Genomic DNA, 15,413 nt, shown 5'->3' with positions numbered 1-15,413 from the left:
GCTATGACTCCTTTACTGGCTGCGCTGGTACCTTGTGCCATTTTTGCGTTGAGGCGCTGGCCGCCACGACCGTTTCGATAAATGCCATGCCACGTACTGCCGCATCGATACCCGGCAGCGGATTGCTGTCTGTTGTCTGCTGCTGACGCTGCCTGTCTACCTGCTCAGCAAATTGCCGGTACAGATTGGCAAAGGCTTCCAGATAGCCCTCGGGGTGACCGGGCGGTGTTCTGGTAATACCGCCCAACTCTGCCGCCGCAGGGGTAGCACTGCGCAGGACTTCGAAAGGTTTGTCGGCGTGCATTAACTTCAGACTGTTGGGCTCTTCCTGTGACCAGTCCAGGGAGGCTTTTTCTCCATAGACCCGGATACGCAGATTATTTTCCTCACCCACCGCAATCTGACTGGCGCTCAGCATGCCGCGCGCACCAGAGGCGAAGCGCAGCATCACCACACCGTCATCATCCAGCAACCTGCCGTGGCTGGCGCTCAGATCGGCGCTAAGCTGGTCAATCGCATCATTACAGATAAACTCCGCCAGATTGGCGGCATGTACACCGATATCGGCCATGCAACAACTGATACCAGCCCGGGCCGGATCCAGTCGCCAGGCGGCCTGTTTGCCGGATTCGGCACCGCTATCGGCCAGCCAGCCCTGATGGTATTCCACCACCACTTTGCGAATTCTACCCAGCTCTCCCCTGGCCACCAGTTCACGGGCAGCCACCACCATGGGATAGCCGGTATAGGTATGGGTAAGGGCGTACAATCTGCCGCTGCGTTTCTGAATAGCTGCTAGTTGGCTGGCCTCGTCCAGCGTTAAGGTGGCAGGTTTATCACAAAGCACATGAAAACCGGCCTCCAGCGCCGCTTTGCTCATCTCGAAGTGCAGATAATTAGGTGTGACGATGCTGACAAACTCCATCCGCTGGTCAGCCGGTAAGCTGGCTTCCTGCTCAAGCATTTGCTGGTAGCTGTCGTAGCTGCGATTCAGGCCCAGTTGCTGCGCCATCTGCTGTGATGCATCCGGACGACTGCTGAATGCGCCACATACCAGTTCAATTTTGCCATCCAGATTGGCTGCCATACGATGCACTGCACCGATAAAAGCATCAGGACCGCCACCCATCATTCCCATTCTGACTTTCTGCATAAAACTCTGCCATTGCTGACTGTTAACAGAATGTTATATCTGGTTGTCTTCGCACAGATAGAATAGAATCGGACATAGATAGCACAAAATCGGCGCATAAATTTTGAACCAGAAAAATAAGACAACAAAGAACATATTTAAAACATTGATATTAATGGAAATATAAAAATACATGCATGCATCAGAGAAGCACTTTCCGATACAGGCCCAACAGTTTCTGGATTCAATGCCGGACCGGCAGTGGCTGAAAATGTACGATTTGTTAACCGATGTACTGGTCTGGGTGAAAGACAGCCAGAGTCGTATTATGTACGCCAATCAGGCGTTTCTGGAACATGCAGGCATAGACAGCCTGGCCCAGGTTGTTGGGCTCAGCGATTACGATCTGACACCGGGTCATATCGCCAGATTGTTTGTTGCCGATGATAAACGAGTGATGGAGGGCGAATTGATCACCGACCGGCTGGAAATAAACCGTCTGCCCTCAGGCGAGCTGCACTGGTTTACCACCAGCAAAAGACCGGTGTATGACTATCAGGAACGCCGGGTGGGCACCTGCGGTATCTCCCGCCACCTGCAGAAGACCTCGATTATGCTCAGCCCGCTGGCCAGCATTGAAAAGCCGATGAATTTTATCAAAGACAATTTTACCCGCGACATCAGTATTACCGAACTGGCTGAGCATGCCCATTTATCGGTCAGTGCACTGGAGCGTCGCTTCAGAAAATCACTGGGTAAGTCACCCAGGCAACTGATCAATCAGTTACGTCTGGAATACTCGAGGCGGTTATTGATAGAGAGCAAGAATCCTGTCTATTGGGTCGCCGAACATTGCGGCTTCGGCGATGCTAATTATTTCAGCCGTCAGTTTATGCGGGAGTTTGGCGAGTCTCCGTCAAGTTTTCGCCAACATTTTCAGAACTAAGGCGTAACTCGCCTGTGGGTTTACCCCGGTTTCGGACACAACCTGAATTGATATAAGATGAGTTTTTCCCGTTCGGAGTGCGCCGATGAAAATTGCCCTGATTGGTCTCGGCGATATTGCCCAAAAAGCATACCTGCCAATGCTCGCCGGCAGGCAGGCGACAGAATGGATTCTGTGCAGCCGCAATGCCCGGACACTGGCCCATCTGACTGCACAATATGGCTTTAGCCAGAGCTGCACCGACTACAGAGAATTACCCAGACATCAGATCGATGCGGTGATGATTCATGCCGCAACAGAGGTACATTATTCACTGGCCCGTTTTTTTCTCGATCTGGGCATACCCACCTTCGTGGATAAACCCCTTTGCGACAGCTATGCCGGGTGTGAATCTCTGTATGAGCTGGCCGCACAAAACAATACGCCACTGTTTGTTGGCTTCAACCGACGCTATCTGCCGCTGATAACGGAACAAACTGGCCCTCCGGGCGAAACTAAGCTCCAGGCCTCAGAGCTGCGGGCGGTACGCTGGGAAAAACACCGGCACAATATGCCCGGAAACCTGCGCAGCATGATTTTTGACGATTTTATTCACGTACTGGACAGCGTTAATCTGACCGGAGAATTACATCATGCCCCGTTACAATTAACCGCACAGTTTGCTCAGAAAAAGCTGGCGAGAATAGATTGCCATTGGCAATATGATGGACGGATCTTTGAGGCAAGTATGGATCGTCAGTTTGGCGCCACCTGTGAGCGCATCCGCCTGGGATACCGGAATAAAACCCTTGAGCTGGACAGCCTTGTCAGCGGCCACTGGCTGGAAGCCGGAGAAAAGCGGGCAGTGAACCTGGCAGACTGGACACCGATGCTGGCTGGAAAGGGTTTTTATGCCATGCTGGAGCACTGGTTAGACGTGGTGGCCCGCGGTGATTTGCAAAGCTGCAGCGTGGATCGCAACCTCAGCAGCCACCTGCTGTGTGAGAAACTCTGTGATGAACTGGAGAAACAGCGCCAGGGTTCTTCAACCTGAAGTCGACTCTCTGATACCCTCGACAAGCGGAATAAATACAAGGAGAAAGCATGTACTGGTATCTGCAGGCATTAAAAAAGTACGCGGTATTCAGTGGCCGGGCGAGAAGAATGGAATACTGGTTCTTTTTCCTGTTCAACTTTCTGATCAGTATCCTTCTGGGGTTAGTCGATGCGGTAACGGGAACCTTAAATGCCGAAGCGGGTGTCGGCCTGTTCGGCGCCATATATGGTCTGGCCGTTCTGATCCCCGGCATTGCGGTGACGGTCAGGCGGTTGCACGATACCGGCCGCAGCGGCTGGTGGTTTTTGTTGATTTTTATACCGATAATTGGCGGTTTGGTGCTGCTGGTATTTATGCTGTTCGAGGGTGAGCCGGTTGAAAACGCCTATGGCACCAGCCCCAAAGCTGACCAGCGGCTTGGTTTTTAATATCAAATCGGAGAAAGACCGTGACTGATTCATTAAAACCCAGCGCGGCCCGGGTTCAGAACTACCTTGCCCGTCATGGGCAGGAGTTTGTGGTCTGTGAATTGCCCGGCTCAACCCGCAGTGCAGAAGACGCCGCTTTGGCCATTGGCTGTATGGTGGGTCAGATTGCAAAATCACTGATTTTTATGGATAAAAATACCGGCGAGCCGGTACTGGTCATTGCCAGCGGCGCACACCGGGTGGATACCAGTAAGATCCACCAGCAAACCGGAGTAAAGCTTACCCGGGCTGATGCAGACTACGTCCGCCAGCATACCGGTTTCGCCATCGGCGGCATCCCTCCAGTAGCACATACTAACCCCATAAGAACAATGCTTGATCAGACACTACAGCAATACGAACAAATCTGGGCAGCGGCTGGCACTCCTAATGCTGTATTTAAACTCACACCAGTGCAACTGGGTGAGCTGACCAGCGGCAAATGGCTAGATCTGGCAGGATAATCCGGAGCTGACCGTCGTTCTGCCGGATAGGGGTTATGCTGGCAGCCCCCTGTGATCTGATCTATAGTGGCAAAGATTACCAGACCGGAATTCAACGCCGGTTTGATGAGCCAGTTACAGACTATCAGTAATCGGAATACAAAAGGCGCCAGGGCAGCGAAGATTTTTCTGTAACCTCAGGAGGTCCGAAACGCCAATGCAGCATGTAAAACTGGGCCAGACTTGTCTCACCGATGCACCGGCCGCAGCCCGCGATTTTCACCAGCAGGTAGCACAACCCGGTATGGGCCTGGTGCTCTTCTTCTGTTCCAGCCACTATGATTTGCCCGCCCTGGCTGAAGCCATGGTCACCTGTTTTGGTGACGTGCCTGTCATAGGCTGTACAACTGCAGGTGAGCTGGGGCCACAAGGCTATCAGGACAATAGCCTCAGCGGAGCCAGTTTTCCGGCAGACAGTTTTTTCGCTTCAAGCCTGTGCATACAGGATTTAAAGAAAACCAAGCTCAATCAGATTCAGCGCCAGACCCGGGATCTTGAAGCCCGACATAAAGACAGTAAAGCGGAGACATTCACTAACAGCTTCGCTTTGCTGCTGGTGGACGGCGTATCGCAATGTGAAGACGCACTGACCCGGGTGATACATAACACCATGCCCACTATGCCGTTACTCGGGGGGTCAGCCGGTGATGATCTGGACTTCAGGCAGACATTGGTCTTTCATCAGGGTGAATTTCACCGCGACAGCGCGGTACTGGTTTTGCTCTCGACATCCTGCCCGGTCGCGGCAATCAAGAGTCAGCATTTTGCCGCCACAGATCAGCGCCTGGTTGTGACCGGTGCAGCGCCACACAAGCGATTGGTAACAGAGATCAATGGTCTGCCCGCAGCCTCTGAGTATGCGCGACTTACCGGTGTCGATGAAAAAGATCTTAACCTGATGCGCTTTGCCAGCTCCCCCGTGGTGGTGATGATTAATGGCAAAGAATATGTTCGCTCCATTCAGCAGGCTAATCCCGATGGTAGCCTGACCTTCTATAGCGCCATTGAAGAAGGGCTGGTGTTCAGGGTTGCTCATGGGGTCGACCTGCTCAATAACCTGACCACTTCATTGCAACAAGCCTGTGCAGATATTGGTAAGCCACAGGTGCTGCTGGCCTTTGACTGCGTGTTACGCAAGCTGGAGCTGGAACAAACCGGAGATAAGCCGCAAGCCAGCGAACTGATAAAACAGTACCGCACAATCGGCTTTAACTCCTATGGAGAGCAATACAGTGGGGTGCACGTAAACCAGACCTTTACCGGCATGGCTATTGGTTCGCCAACTGGGGACTTATGAAAAATCAAACACCTGCTCATCAGGCCATTGATATCATGTCCGGCAGAAGCCCCGGAGAGGAAATCGCCCGGCTGAATAAGATTATCACCGCCCTGATGGACAGAGCCGAGCGCAGCATGAGCCAGCAGGGCTCCGACTTCGGCCTGTTTCAGGCCACTCTTACGCTGGAACACAAAGTAGAGCAGCGTACTTATGAACTGGCTGAGGCACTGGCCGAAAATAAGCTGATCACGCAAAGCCTGTACGAACTCACTGCCAGCCTCAAGGATGAAATACGCCAGCGAAAATGGGCCGAAGCGCTGCACGCAGGTCAATACCAGATTCTGGAGTTAATCACAGCGAACATTCCGCTTAAGCAGGTGCTGCGCCAGTTAACTACCTGGGTCGAGGGCCATGGAAACGGCGCCCTGGCCTCCATTGTGTTACTGGCTGAGGATGGCGACACCATTGCCGACTGCCTGGCGCCGAGCCTACCTGAGGAATACAGTCAGGCACTTATTGGTCTGAAAATTGGTCCCAATACGGGTTCCTGTGGCACGGCCATGTATCGCAATGAACCTGTGACCGTGACTGATATCAGCAACGATCCCTTATGGACGGATTATCGCGAGCTGGCACTCAAACATGACCTGCGGGCGTGCTGGTCGACGCCCGTTACCAGCCCTTCCGGGCAGGTGTTAGGCTCATTCGCCATCTATTATCACCAACCCCGCTCACCTGATGATGAACTCCAGGATGTGGTGGCCGGGGCCGTGCATCTGGCCGGGATTGCCATAGAACGGGCCCGGTCTGAAGAGCGTATTCATTATATGGCGCACCACGACGATCTGACCGGGCTGCCTAACCGGACACAACTGCAGGATCGGATCGATAACGCCATAGAAAGGGCAAGACGCAACAACACGCGCACCGCAGTAATGATGATTGACCTGGACAGATTCAAGCATGTGAATGATTCACTTGGCCATCACACCGGAGATGAGATCCTCAAAGAAGTCGCCGAACGCCTGACTCATTGTGTCAGGGCCAGCGACACCATCGCCAGACTGGGTGGCGACGAGTTCGTGGTTAACCTGCCCGAGATCAAACAGGAATATTCGGTATCCATGGTGGCCAACAAGATCATGCAGCAGCTGGAAACGCCCTTTTTTATCCGCAACCAGCAGCTGCAGTTGGGTGCCAGTATCGGTATCAGCATCTATCCCGAAGACGGTGATGATGCCCAGGATTTGTTGCGCACCGCCGATACGGCTATGTATGCCGCCAAACAAAGCGGCCGTGGTCAGTATTGCTACTTCACCCATGAACTGCATGAAGCCGCCAATAAACACATAGTGCTTTTGTCACAATTACAACGGGCGATAAAAAATGATGAGTTTTGCCTGTATTTCCAGCCACTGTATCGCCTGAGTGACGACACGCTGGTGGGCGCTGAAGCGTTATTGCGCTGGCAGCATCCGGAGCGGGGCCTGCTTGCCCCGGGCCAATTCCTGTTTATGCTCGAAGAACATGGTTTGATGGCAGATGTGGGCAATTGGGTGTTGCAACAGGGCTGTGCGCAGATGGCTCACTGGTTACAACAGGGCCATAAACATGTGCGCCTGTCGATTAACCTCGCCGCCGATCAGTTTTATCGTGGCAACCTGGTTGAAGAGGTGGAGCACGCTCTGAACCACAACAAGCTGGCGGCAGAGTATATTATGCTGGAGTTCACAGAAACCGTATTGTTGCGCAGTTCAGACAGTATTATTGCCGCAATGAAAGCACTGAAAAAAATGGGTGTGAAGATGTCGCTGGACGATTTTGGTACCGGCTACTCCTCACTCTCCTACCTGCACAGCTTTCCTGTGGATCAACTGAAAATCGACCGCTCATTTATTCAGGCCACCGGAGACAAAAAAACCACTCTGGATATTGTTACCAGCATTATCAGCCTGGCAAAGAGCCTGGGCATGCAGTCTGTTGCGGAAGGACTGGAAACCCGGGAGCAAAAAGCGCTGATGAGAAAGCTTAAATGCGACTATGGCCAGGGCTATCTGCTCGGCCATCCGATGAGCGCTGAGGATTTCTCGCGCCTGCTGAAGCGCAGCGATTAATATCAGCCGCTTAAAAAGTTTACTCTGACCCTACTTTTTTGTCAGATGTTGTGCCAGAGCATCAGGCAACAGGTCCGGCTGGAAGATTTCTATCCAGTAACCGTCAGGATCCTGAATAAAGGCGATCTGCTTTATTTTTCCATCCCCGGGGCGTTTTACAAAAGGCACATCCAGCGCCTGAAAACGTTCACAGGCAGCTGCCAGGTCTGGCACGGCAAAGCCAATATGACCAAACCCCTTAGGTTCGTCATTGCCATTGTGGTACTGCAACTGCTCATTCTCTTCATCCCCCAGTTATGGGTAAGCTCCAGCATTGCCGGCCGGGAAAAGGTTTCGACGGTACGCGTGTCAGTGCTATTGCCGCACCAGTGTTGCAGGTCATCCGTGTCGATGGCGGCCAGAAAGTAAAGGGAAAACTGCATATCCTCAAAATCAAGCTTACGCACCAGGGTCATGCCCATCAACCTGGTATAAAAATCCAATGTCCGCTGTGGCGACTTAATCCGCAACATGGTCTGGTTAAACACATAGCCCTCTGTGGCCGGATCACGCTGTTCATTAAGGCCTGCGGCCTTCTCAAAATGTCTGCTCATCATCGTTCTCCTTTTTCGCTATTCCGGGGGATTTATACCGACCTCACTGCTCCTGCGTGGTGCTGGCAGAAACAACCGGCAACGCCCTGGCGCGGATTTTTGCCAGTTCAAAATGCTGCTGCCAGAAATTGACGATGATTTCATTCACAACATTCGACTCGGCATTCATCAGCAACACCAGACCCACACCGTGATCCGGAGCAAAGCTGATATCTGCACGGTAACCTTTTACCCATCCACCGTGATGAGCCAGTCGCTGACCATCAAAATCATAGATGCGCCAACCCAAACCATAATGGGCGTCATTCAGATGATCCCGCCAATGTCGGCGGTACAGCTCTCTGCTGGTGCGTATTCTTGGCGTCAGGACATCCTCAATGGCGTAGTCAGAAAGAATATGAGGGTAGTATCCCAGCATCAGCCTCAGCCACTGAGTCATATCCCTGATGCTGGTGTTAATGCCTGCAGCGGGGGCAAAACGATAATAATCCTCCCGCACTTTGACCTTTCGCCATTTGCCACGACCAATCAGCACATGAGGTTGCGCCCAGTTGTCATCGGCGATCAATGGCTGACGACCAATGCTGGTGCGTTTCATATTCAGCGGCATTAACAGATGTTGAGTCAGTAACTGTCCGTAATTCTGCTGCAGGCCATGATTAAGTCCCTCTGACAACACCCCGAACAGGGCGTTCTGATAGGTATAACACTCGCCGGGTTTACAGATTGGTTGCAGCCCGGCCAGTTCATTCAACACCCGCTTTACCGGATAATTGGCTTCGATAAGGTTATCGTAAGCGTTTGGCATATAACCGCTGGACTGACTGATAATGTGGTTCAGGGTCAGAGTATTCGCCAGCTCCGGCAGAAACGGATAGTCAGGAGCCAGTTGCGATACCGGCAGGCTCCACTGCAACTTGCCCTGTTCAACCAGTTTAGAGGTCAATACCGAGGTAAATGTTTTTGACACTGAGGCAAGCCTGAACAGGGTTGTCTCATCGATGGGCTGACCACCATAAGTACTGTGGCCATAGGTGAAGATCTGTTCAGGGTGGTCAGCAGACACTACAGCAAAGGCGTAACCGGGAATATTGCGGTGGCGCACCTCCCGCTTTACATCTTCGGCAAACTGACCAACCCAGTTGTCCTGCGCGGATGCGGCCAGACTGAAAAGCCACAATACCCCCGCGAAACTCCAATAGCGCATGTTATTTATAATCTGATTCGTTATCTGAAACGGCATGTTGAACAGACAGCAGATCCTGCAACTGGTTCTCAGAGCGGTTCTGTTCAACGTCATTTTTATGTTTTGTCATTGTATCATTGTCATCGTGGCAAATTTAACTTTGACGTCTTGTTGCGTCTTTTTCGGCTGATGGGCCTGTACACCAGCACGCCAACAACCCTGGACATATTTTTAAGCTATTCAGTTCCGTTTTCATCGCGTTTTTCTTTGCAGAAGGATTAGAATCTGTGTCATCACTCATTATCTGACAATCCAGATGCAGGCATTTCAACAGGCGAGAATGGCAAGGGACAAACGTTTTGACGGTGTGTTCTTTGTGGCGGTAAAAAGCACCGGCATATTCTGTCGCCCGGTGTGCCCGGCAGTGTTACCAAAAGAGCAAAATGTTACCTATTACAACTTCGCTGCCCAGGCCATGGCGGCAGGCTACCGCCCCTGTCTGCGCTGCAGGCCCGATTCGGCACCTGGGTCCTATGCCTGGAAAGGGGTGGACACTACGGTAGAGCGTGCACTGTCACTGTTAAGTGCGTTCCCGCATCTGAGTCTGCAACAGATTGCAGAAAAGCTCGGTATCACTGACCGCTATCTGCGCGGCCTGTTTCAGCAGCATCTTGGTCTTGCGCCAAAACGCTACCAGTTGTACCAGCAACTGTTATTTGCCAAGCAATTATTACATCAGACCGGCCTCAGCATTGAACAGGTAGCCCAGGCCGCAGGCTTTCAATCGGCCCGCCGATTGCAGGACAATGTTCGTCAGCACCTGCAACTGACGCCCAGCCAGATACGTGGCAAACAGCAACATACCCGGGCGCTGGAGCTGACATTATCGTTCAGGCCGCCGTATAACTGGCCTCAGGTGCGGGACTTTCTCGCCTTAAGAGCGGTACCGCAGATGGAGTGGGTGGATGACGACAGTTATGCCAGAACCTTCAGGATGGATGGGCGACAAGGCTGGTTCCATGCCCGTGTGGATGAGGCTAACGACTGTTTTGTGGTGAAACTGGAGATGCAGCCACTGGATAATCTCAAGGCTGTGATTGATCAGATCAGGCGGATACTGGATCTGGATGCACAGATGCCTCTGATAAGCACGGCTCTGACCAACTGTGGCATTGCAGTACAGGATCAGTTGCCGGGTCTGCGTCTGCCTGGAGTATGGGCCCCCTTCGAAGCCGGTTGCCGGGCCATACTCGGCCAGCAGGTCAGCGTTAAGGCCGCCATTGGTCTGCTGACACGACTGACAGAACTTTGTGGTGAATCATCTGAACGGGGGCGGTTATTTCCGCTGCCGGAAGCGATAGCGGAGGCCGATTTAACCAGCCTGCGAATGCCTTCCTCGCGCCGGGAAACCCTGAAGCGTTTTGCCAGCTATTATCTGCAGCACGCAAACCCTGACCCGGACGATCTGCTCGGGATCAAAGGCATTGGTCCCTGGACAGTCAGTTACATTAAACTGCGCGGTTATTCACAACCGGATATCTGGCTGGACTCCGATCTGGTGATCAAAAAGCAAATCGCCAACTATGCGCTACAACCGGACCAGGCAGCACCCTGGCGCAGCTATCTGACCCTGCAACTCTGGAGCATGTTATGAACAGTACCTTTATGCAAACCCCGATAGGTTTACTGGCAATCCGGGCTACCAATGACGCCATAAACAGCATTGAATTTATCCGGCAACAGGATGCGCCCCCGGTACGGCATCCGCTGCTGGAGCAGGCCCGCGAACAACTTCAGGAATATTTCGCCGGTCAGCGCCGGCAATTTAGTCTGCCATTAGCACCGAAAGGCACCGAGTTCCAGCAGCAGGTGTGGCAGGCACTGGGGCTGATCGATTACGCACAGACGGCTTGCTACGCGGATATTGCAGCAAAGATCGGCAGACCCAGAGCGGTGCGCGCGGTGGGTGCGGCGAATGGCCGTAACCCTTTAGCTATCGTGGTGCCCTGTCACAGAATAATAGGTAAAAACGGCACACTCACCGGCTATGCCGGGGGGCTGGAGCGTAAAGCCTGGTTGCTGCGCCTTGAACAGGCACAACAGGAGTTAATTTAGATGGGATTACTCAGTACGCTGGAACTCGTGCTTTTGGCGGCCTTATGGGGCGCCTCCTTTTTGTTTATGCGCGAAGGGGCGCCTCAGTTCGGTCCTATAGCCCTGATTGCCCTGCGTACCGGCATTGCCGCGCTGTTTTTACTGCCCATTCTGCTACTGGGCAGAAAACAGCGCTACGTTTTCAGCCAATGGCGCCCCATCCTGATCGTTGGCCTGACCAATACGGCCATCCCTTTCTGTCTCTTTAGCTATACCACTTTGTCGCTGGCCGCCGGTTTCACCTCCATTTTAAATGCCACCGCGCCTATGTTTGCCGCCATCATTGCGTTTTTGTGGCTCAGACAGAAACTGACCCTTACGGCGATGGCGGGACTGCTGGTAGGCTTTGGCGGAGTCTTTGTGCTGGTTACAGGCAAAGAAGGAGGCATGGTCCGGATTGAATGGCAGCCCATACTGGCGGCCTTAGCCGCTACCTTTTTGTACGGTTTTGCCGCCAACTATACCAAAAAAGCATTAAACGGAACTCCCTCGCTGGCCATCGCTACCGGCAGCCAGCTTTATTCAGCGCTGGTTCTCAGTCCCCTTGCCTGGCTGACCTGGCCAGCCAGTATGCCAGGCGCTGAAGCCTGGTGGCAGGTTGTTGCGTTGGGTATTGCCTGTACCGGCCTTGCCTATATCCTGTATTTTCATCTGATTGAAAAGGTGGGAGTCGGCAATTCCATTACCGTGGCGTATCTTGTGCCTCTTTTCGGTGTGCTGTGGGGAGCCCTGTTTCTGGATGAAGTGCTGCACTTCTCCATGTTCGCAGGGGGTGGGATGATTCTGCTGGGCGTTGCCCTGACCACAGGAATGATGGCAAAACTGCGGCGCCAGCCAAAGCAAGCCGTTACCGCACAGGACTGAGTAGCTGGAAAGGGGATGAATGCCAATGGCCTATTGGACGCAGGTCATCACTTTATTACGGCCCTCATTTTTAGCCTGATACAGCGCCTTGTCGGCGCTGTGAATCAGATCCACCAGCGCACCATAGCGATCCGCCTGAGTAACCCCGAAGCTCATGGTGATATCCAGCGATACATCGCCATGAAATATCGGCTGAAACGCCACCGAACGACGCATTCTTTCCGCCACCTGTTCTGCAGCCTGCAGGTCGGTATCGGGTAACAGGATAATAAATTCCTCACCACCCCAGCGGCCCAGATAATCGCCCTTTCTCAGACATTCGCCAAGGATATGCGCAATCCGCGCAATCACCTGATCGCCGACGTTATGACCATGGTTGTCATTTACCTGTTTGAAATGGTCAATATCCGCCATGATCAGACTCATTGGTGTCTCTTCTGATTGCAGTTGCTCGAAGGTCTTCTCGATGTACAGGCGGTTGAACAACCCGGTCAGGCGATCGGTGTAAATCTTGCGGCTGACATTTTGCTGAATGCGGCGTATCACAGTGCTCAGCAACCAGAGTATGGCGAGCAATACTGTGACCATAATCAACAGATTCACCAGAAAAGTGCGACTCATCGCCTGGCGCTGGGCTTCCAGTGGACTGATGATAAAGAATCGCCACTTAAGCACCTCCAGAGGCACTTCAGTGATCAGCACGTCCTGGTCTTTCAGCTCAACCAGATTGGTCTGGTTGCCGGTCAGGCTCGGCCCTTTATACCAGTCCGGATACCAGGGTAAACTCTGTAATCTGGTACGCTCATAACCCTTTGGCTGCAGATCAGCAAATGAGGTCAACACGATTTCATCATCGCTGTTCACGAACACAAAATCGTAACCCAGCTTTTGATTGTAATGACTGAAGGTTTCCACAAAACCCGACAACGGCATGCCGATGCCAACGAAACCGAGCAATTCCCCGTTCTCATCTCGCTGAATAATATCCATATATAAGCGCAAATCCTGCTCATGGCCCAGGCCGGCATAGAAATCCTCCTGCCGTTCCTTGAGCCGGAAATACCAGGGCGTCTCTTCCTCACTCAGGGCCATTACGTCACCATCGGAATAATATTGCATTTGCAGTGGTTCACTGGCGATAAAGAACATCAAGTCAAAACGGCTCTGCATATCCTGTAAGAACGTACGGATCTGCTCTGGTTCTGCATCCATATAGGGCTTGAACACGTCGGCCCGGGCCAGGGTCTGGGCGATATGCATGGGCTTAATCAGCTTGTCTTCAACCAGCGAGAATACCGTGGAGGTGGCCTGCAATTGCTGTCGGCTCTGATCGCCAACAATGTTACTGATGGTGAAATAGGAGAGGGTACTGATAACGATCACGACCAATACAAAACCGACCAACAAAGCGAATTGTAAAGACCCGAATTTCCGCAATGGCCCGACTCCAATGATTTAACTGCAGGTAATCGGCCGCCGCTAAGCTTTCTTTAGCAGATCCCCGCCATTAATTGATTGCCGAGGTACTATCTCGCCGTTCCCTTAGTTAGAATAGCAGTCTCGACATAAAAACAAGGACTTAACATGGCTTTTTCTGTTGTCATTCTTGCCGCGGGTAAAGGAACCCGTATGAAATCCTCACTTCCCAAGGTCCTGCACCCCATTGGTGACAGACCCATGGTACAGCATATCATCGATACGGTAACCGCACTTGGCAGTGACAATATTCACCTGGTGTATGGCCACGGCGGCGAGCAATTACAACAGGCGCTTAGTCATAATACCCTGAACTGGTGTCTGCAGGCAGAACAACTGGGCACCGGCCACGCCGTGCAGCAGGCCGCCGGGCATATCCAGGACAATGAGGATGTGTTGATTCTGGTAGGCGACGCGCCGCTGATTAAATCCGATACCCTGCAACAGCTGCTGCAAATCAAACAGCAGGCGGATCTGGCCCTGCTGACCGTTGAACTGGATGATCCCACCGGCATGGGCCGCATTGTGCGCGAGGGTGACCAGGTTAAAGCCATAGTCGAGCATAAAGACGCCACCGATGCGCAACGGCAGATCAAAGAAATTAACACCGGCATGATGATCATGGGCGGTAAAGACCTTAAACGCTGGCTGGCGAATCTGAGTAATGATAATGCCCAGGGTGAGTACTATCTTACCGATGTGATTGCCATGGCCGCCGATGAAGGAAAAGTGATTAAGGCCGCGCACCCCAGCAGTGCCGTGGAGGTGGAAGGGATTAATAACCGTAAGCAACTGGCGGCAATTGAACGGGCCTACCAGCTTGAACAGGCCGAAGCGCTGATGATGAATGGTGTCACCCTTCGCGATCCCAACAGATTTGACCTGCGTGGCAGCCTGGATACCGGCAAAGATGTGGTGATTGATGTCAATGTGATCGTGCAGGGCAATGTGCGCCTTGGCAATAATGTGCTAATCGGCCCCAACTGCATGCTGATTGATTGTGAAATTGGCGATAACACCGTTATCGAGGCAAACAGCATTGTTGAACAGGCAAAAGTGGGTACTCACTGTCAGGTTGGCCCTTTTGCAAGGCTGCGCCCTGGCGCCGAGTTACATGAAAAGGCCAAAGTGGGTAACTTTGTGGAAATGAAAAAATCCGTGCTGGGTAAAGGCTCCAAGGCCAATCACCTGACGTACCTTGGCGACAGTGAAATAGGCGAGGGTGTGAATATCGGTGCCGGTACGATCACCTGTAACTATGACGGCGTGAACAAGTTTAAAACCATTATCAAAGACGGTGCCTTTATCGGCTCTAATGCGTCTTTGGTGGCCCCGGCAGTAATAGGCAAAAATGCCACGGTTGGTGCCGGTTCAACCATTACCCGGGAGGTGGCCGACGAAGAGCTGGCGGTTGCCCGTGGCAAGCAGCGCAATATCCAGGACTGGCAGCGCCCGGCTAAGAAGTAGCCAAAAACGCGGAAAGAACACGTTCACCACAGAGACACGGAGGGCACAGAGATGGGAAGACAGTTTTAAACCTCTATATTCTCTGTGGCTCTGTGGCTCTGTGGCTCTGTGGTTATTTTAGTCTTGCTCAAAGGTGATTAAATCTGATCTCGCAGAGGCGCAAAGACGCAGAGAAAAGCAATATCTTGTAGAAGGG

13 protein-coding genes and 1 pseudogene are annotated in these 15,413 nt (G+C 52.6%); 10 read left to right on the top strand and 4 right to left on the bottom strand.

What is annotated here, in order from left to right; all coding sequences use genetic code 11:
- Nucleotide 1: 1 nt before the first annotated feature.
- On the bottom strand, nucleotides 2-1,153 hold the full coding sequence (locus tag AT746_RS00150) for a Gfo/Idh/MocA family protein (RefSeq protein ID WP_062474742.1): 1,152 nt from the start codon (nucleotides 1,151-1,153) through the stop codon (nucleotides 2-4).
- A 172-nt stretch (nucleotides 1,154-1,325) separates the two neighbouring features.
- Here AT746_RS00150 and AT746_RS00145 point away from each other — a divergent pair, with 172 nt between their 5' ends.
- The 6 genes from AT746_RS00145 (at nucleotide 1,326) to AT746_RS00120 (ending at nucleotide 7,477) form a co-directional block, all read left to right on the top strand.
- Entirely contained in the window at nucleotides 1,326-2,078 is a 753-nt protein-coding gene (locus tag AT746_RS00145) for an AraC family transcriptional regulator (protein WP_082633081.1), read from the top strand.
- A gap of 85 nt (nucleotides 2,079-2,163) precedes the next feature.
- Entirely contained in the window at nucleotides 2,164-3,111 is a 948-nt protein-coding gene (locus tag AT746_RS00140) for a Gfo/Idh/MocA family protein (RefSeq protein ID WP_062474739.1), read from the top strand.
- A 50-nt stretch (nucleotides 3,112-3,161) separates the two neighbouring features.
- The gene (locus tag AT746_RS00135) at nucleotides 3,162-3,542 is read left to right on the top strand and encodes a DUF805 domain-containing protein (protein WP_062474736.1); all 381 of its coding nucleotides are present in this window, start codon (nucleotides 3,162-3,164) and stop codon (nucleotides 3,540-3,542) included.
- A 20-nt stretch (nucleotides 3,543-3,562) separates the two neighbouring features.
- Nucleotides 3,563-4,045 (top strand): YbaK/EbsC family protein, encoded by a 483-nt coding sequence (locus AT746_RS00130; RefSeq protein WP_062474733.1) that lies wholly within the window; start codon nucleotides 3,563-3,565, stop codon nucleotides 4,043-4,045.
- Nucleotides 4,046-4,241: 196 nt separating this feature from the next.
- A complete protein-coding gene (locus tag AT746_RS00125; protein WP_062474730.1) occupies nucleotides 4,242-5,381 on the top strand; it encodes an FIST N-terminal domain-containing protein in 1,140 nt (379 codons plus the stop codon).
- Nucleotides 5,378-7,477 carry a putative bifunctional diguanylate cyclase/phosphodiesterase gene (locus tag AT746_RS00120; protein WP_062474728.1) on the top strand — a complete coding sequence of 700 codons (2,100 nt, stop codon included), beginning with the start codon at nucleotides 5,378-5,380 and terminating at the stop codon, nucleotides 7,475-7,477. The genes AT746_RS00125 and AT746_RS00120 overlap by 4 nt, the downstream gene beginning before the upstream one ends.
- A 30-nt stretch (nucleotides 7,478-7,507) precedes the next feature.
- Here the strand turns inward: AT746_RS00120 and gloA are convergent.
- Nucleotides 7,508-8,070: pseudogene (gene gloA / locus AT746_RS00115) on the bottom strand (lactoylglutathione lyase).
- Between the two features lie 43 nt (nucleotides 8,071-8,113).
- Nucleotides 8,114-9,277, bottom strand: coding sequence for a serine hydrolase domain-containing protein (locus AT746_RS00110; RefSeq protein ID WP_062474725.1), 1,164 nt, complete (start codon nucleotides 9,275-9,277; stop codon nucleotides 8,114-8,116).
- 319 nt (nucleotides 9,278-9,596) lie between these two features.
- On the opposite strand from AT746_RS00110, the gene AT746_RS00105 reads away from it, so the two are divergent.
- The 3 genes from AT746_RS00105 to AT746_RS00095 are packed head-to-tail and all read left to right on the top strand — an operon-like array spanning nucleotide 9,597 to nucleotide 12,274.
- Complete coding sequence (locus AT746_RS00105; protein WP_231730985.1) at nucleotides 9,597-10,910, top strand: AlkA N-terminal domain-containing protein; 1,314 nt, start codon at nucleotides 9,597-9,599, stop codon at nucleotides 10,908-10,910.
- The gene (locus tag AT746_RS00100) at nucleotides 10,907-11,371 is read left to right on the top strand and encodes a methylated-DNA--[protein]-cysteine S-methyltransferase (RefSeq protein ID WP_062474719.1); all 465 of its coding nucleotides are present in this window, start codon (nucleotides 10,907-10,909) and stop codon (nucleotides 11,369-11,371) included. The genes AT746_RS00105 and AT746_RS00100 overlap by 4 nt, the downstream gene beginning before the upstream one ends.
- Entirely contained in the window at nucleotides 11,372-12,274 is a 903-nt protein-coding gene (locus tag AT746_RS00095) for a DMT family transporter (protein ID WP_062474716.1), read from the top strand. It abuts the gene before it with no gap.
- 30 nt (nucleotides 12,275-12,304) lie between these two features.
- Here the strand turns inward: AT746_RS00095 and AT746_RS00090 are convergent, their stop codons facing one another.
- Nucleotides 12,305-13,711: a sensor domain-containing diguanylate cyclase gene (locus AT746_RS00090; protein ID WP_156413586.1), complete on the bottom strand. Its 1,407-nt coding sequence runs from the start codon at nucleotides 13,709-13,711 to the stop codon at nucleotides 12,305-12,307.
- 147 nt (nucleotides 13,712-13,858) lie between these two features.
- Here AT746_RS00090 and glmU point away from each other — a divergent pair, with 147 nt between their 5' ends.
- Nucleotides 13,859-15,217 (top strand): bifunctional UDP-N-acetylglucosamine diphosphorylase/glucosamine-1-phosphate N-acetyltransferase GlmU, encoded by a 1,359-nt coding sequence (gene glmU, locus AT746_RS00085; RefSeq protein ID WP_062474710.1) that lies wholly within the window; start codon nucleotides 13,859-13,861, stop codon nucleotides 15,215-15,217.
- Nucleotides 15,218-15,413 lie beyond the last annotated feature (196 nt).

The sequence above is a fragment of the Lacimicrobium alkaliphilum genome (assembly GCF_001466725.1).
Taxonomy (GTDB): Bacteria; Pseudomonadota; Gammaproteobacteria; order Enterobacterales; family Alteromonadaceae; genus Lacimicrobium; species Lacimicrobium alkaliphilum_B.
This window is presented reverse-complemented; position numbering and strand designations above follow the sequence as displayed.

What these genes read in the sequence shown, in the direction of transcription:
- AT746_RS00120 (WP_062474728.1), top strand. Translation starts at nt 5,378, where the DNA reads ATGAAAAATCAAACACCTGCTCATCAGGCCATTGATATCATGTCCGGC.
- AT746_RS00145 (WP_082633081.1), top strand. Translation starts at nt 1,326, where the DNA reads ATGCATGCATCAGAGAAGCACTTTCCGATACAGGCCCAACAGTTTCTG.
- AT746_RS00150 (WP_062474742.1), bottom strand. Translation starts at nt 1,153, where the DNA reads ATGCAGAAAGTCAGAATGGGAATGATGGGTGGCGGTCCTGATGCTTTT.
- AT746_RS00105 (WP_231730985.1), top strand. Translation starts at nt 9,597, where the DNA reads ATGGCAAGGGACAAACGTTTTGACGGTGTGTTCTTTGTGGCGGTAAAA.
- glmU (WP_062474710.1), top strand. Translation starts at nt 13,859, where the DNA reads ATGGCTTTTTCTGTTGTCATTCTTGCCGCGGGTAAAGGAACCCGTATG.
- AT746_RS00095 (WP_062474716.1), top strand. Translation starts at nt 11,372, where the DNA reads ATGGGATTACTCAGTACGCTGGAACTCGTGCTTTTGGCGGCCTTATGG.
- AT746_RS00140 (WP_062474739.1), top strand. Translation starts at nt 2,164, where the DNA reads ATGAAAATTGCCCTGATTGGTCTCGGCGATATTGCCCAAAAAGCATAC.
- AT746_RS00100 (WP_062474719.1), top strand. Translation starts at nt 10,907, where the DNA reads ATGAACAGTACCTTTATGCAAACCCCGATAGGTTTACTGGCAATCCGG.
- AT746_RS00135 (WP_062474736.1), top strand. Translation starts at nt 3,162, where the DNA reads ATGTACTGGTATCTGCAGGCATTAAAAAAGTACGCGGTATTCAGTGGC.
- AT746_RS00125 (WP_062474730.1), top strand. Translation starts at nt 4,242, where the DNA reads ATGCAGCATGTAAAACTGGGCCAGACTTGTCTCACCGATGCACCGGCC.
- AT746_RS00110 (WP_062474725.1), bottom strand. Translation starts at nt 9,277, where the DNA reads ATGCGCTATTGGAGTTTCGCGGGGGTATTGTGGCTTTTCAGTCTGGCC.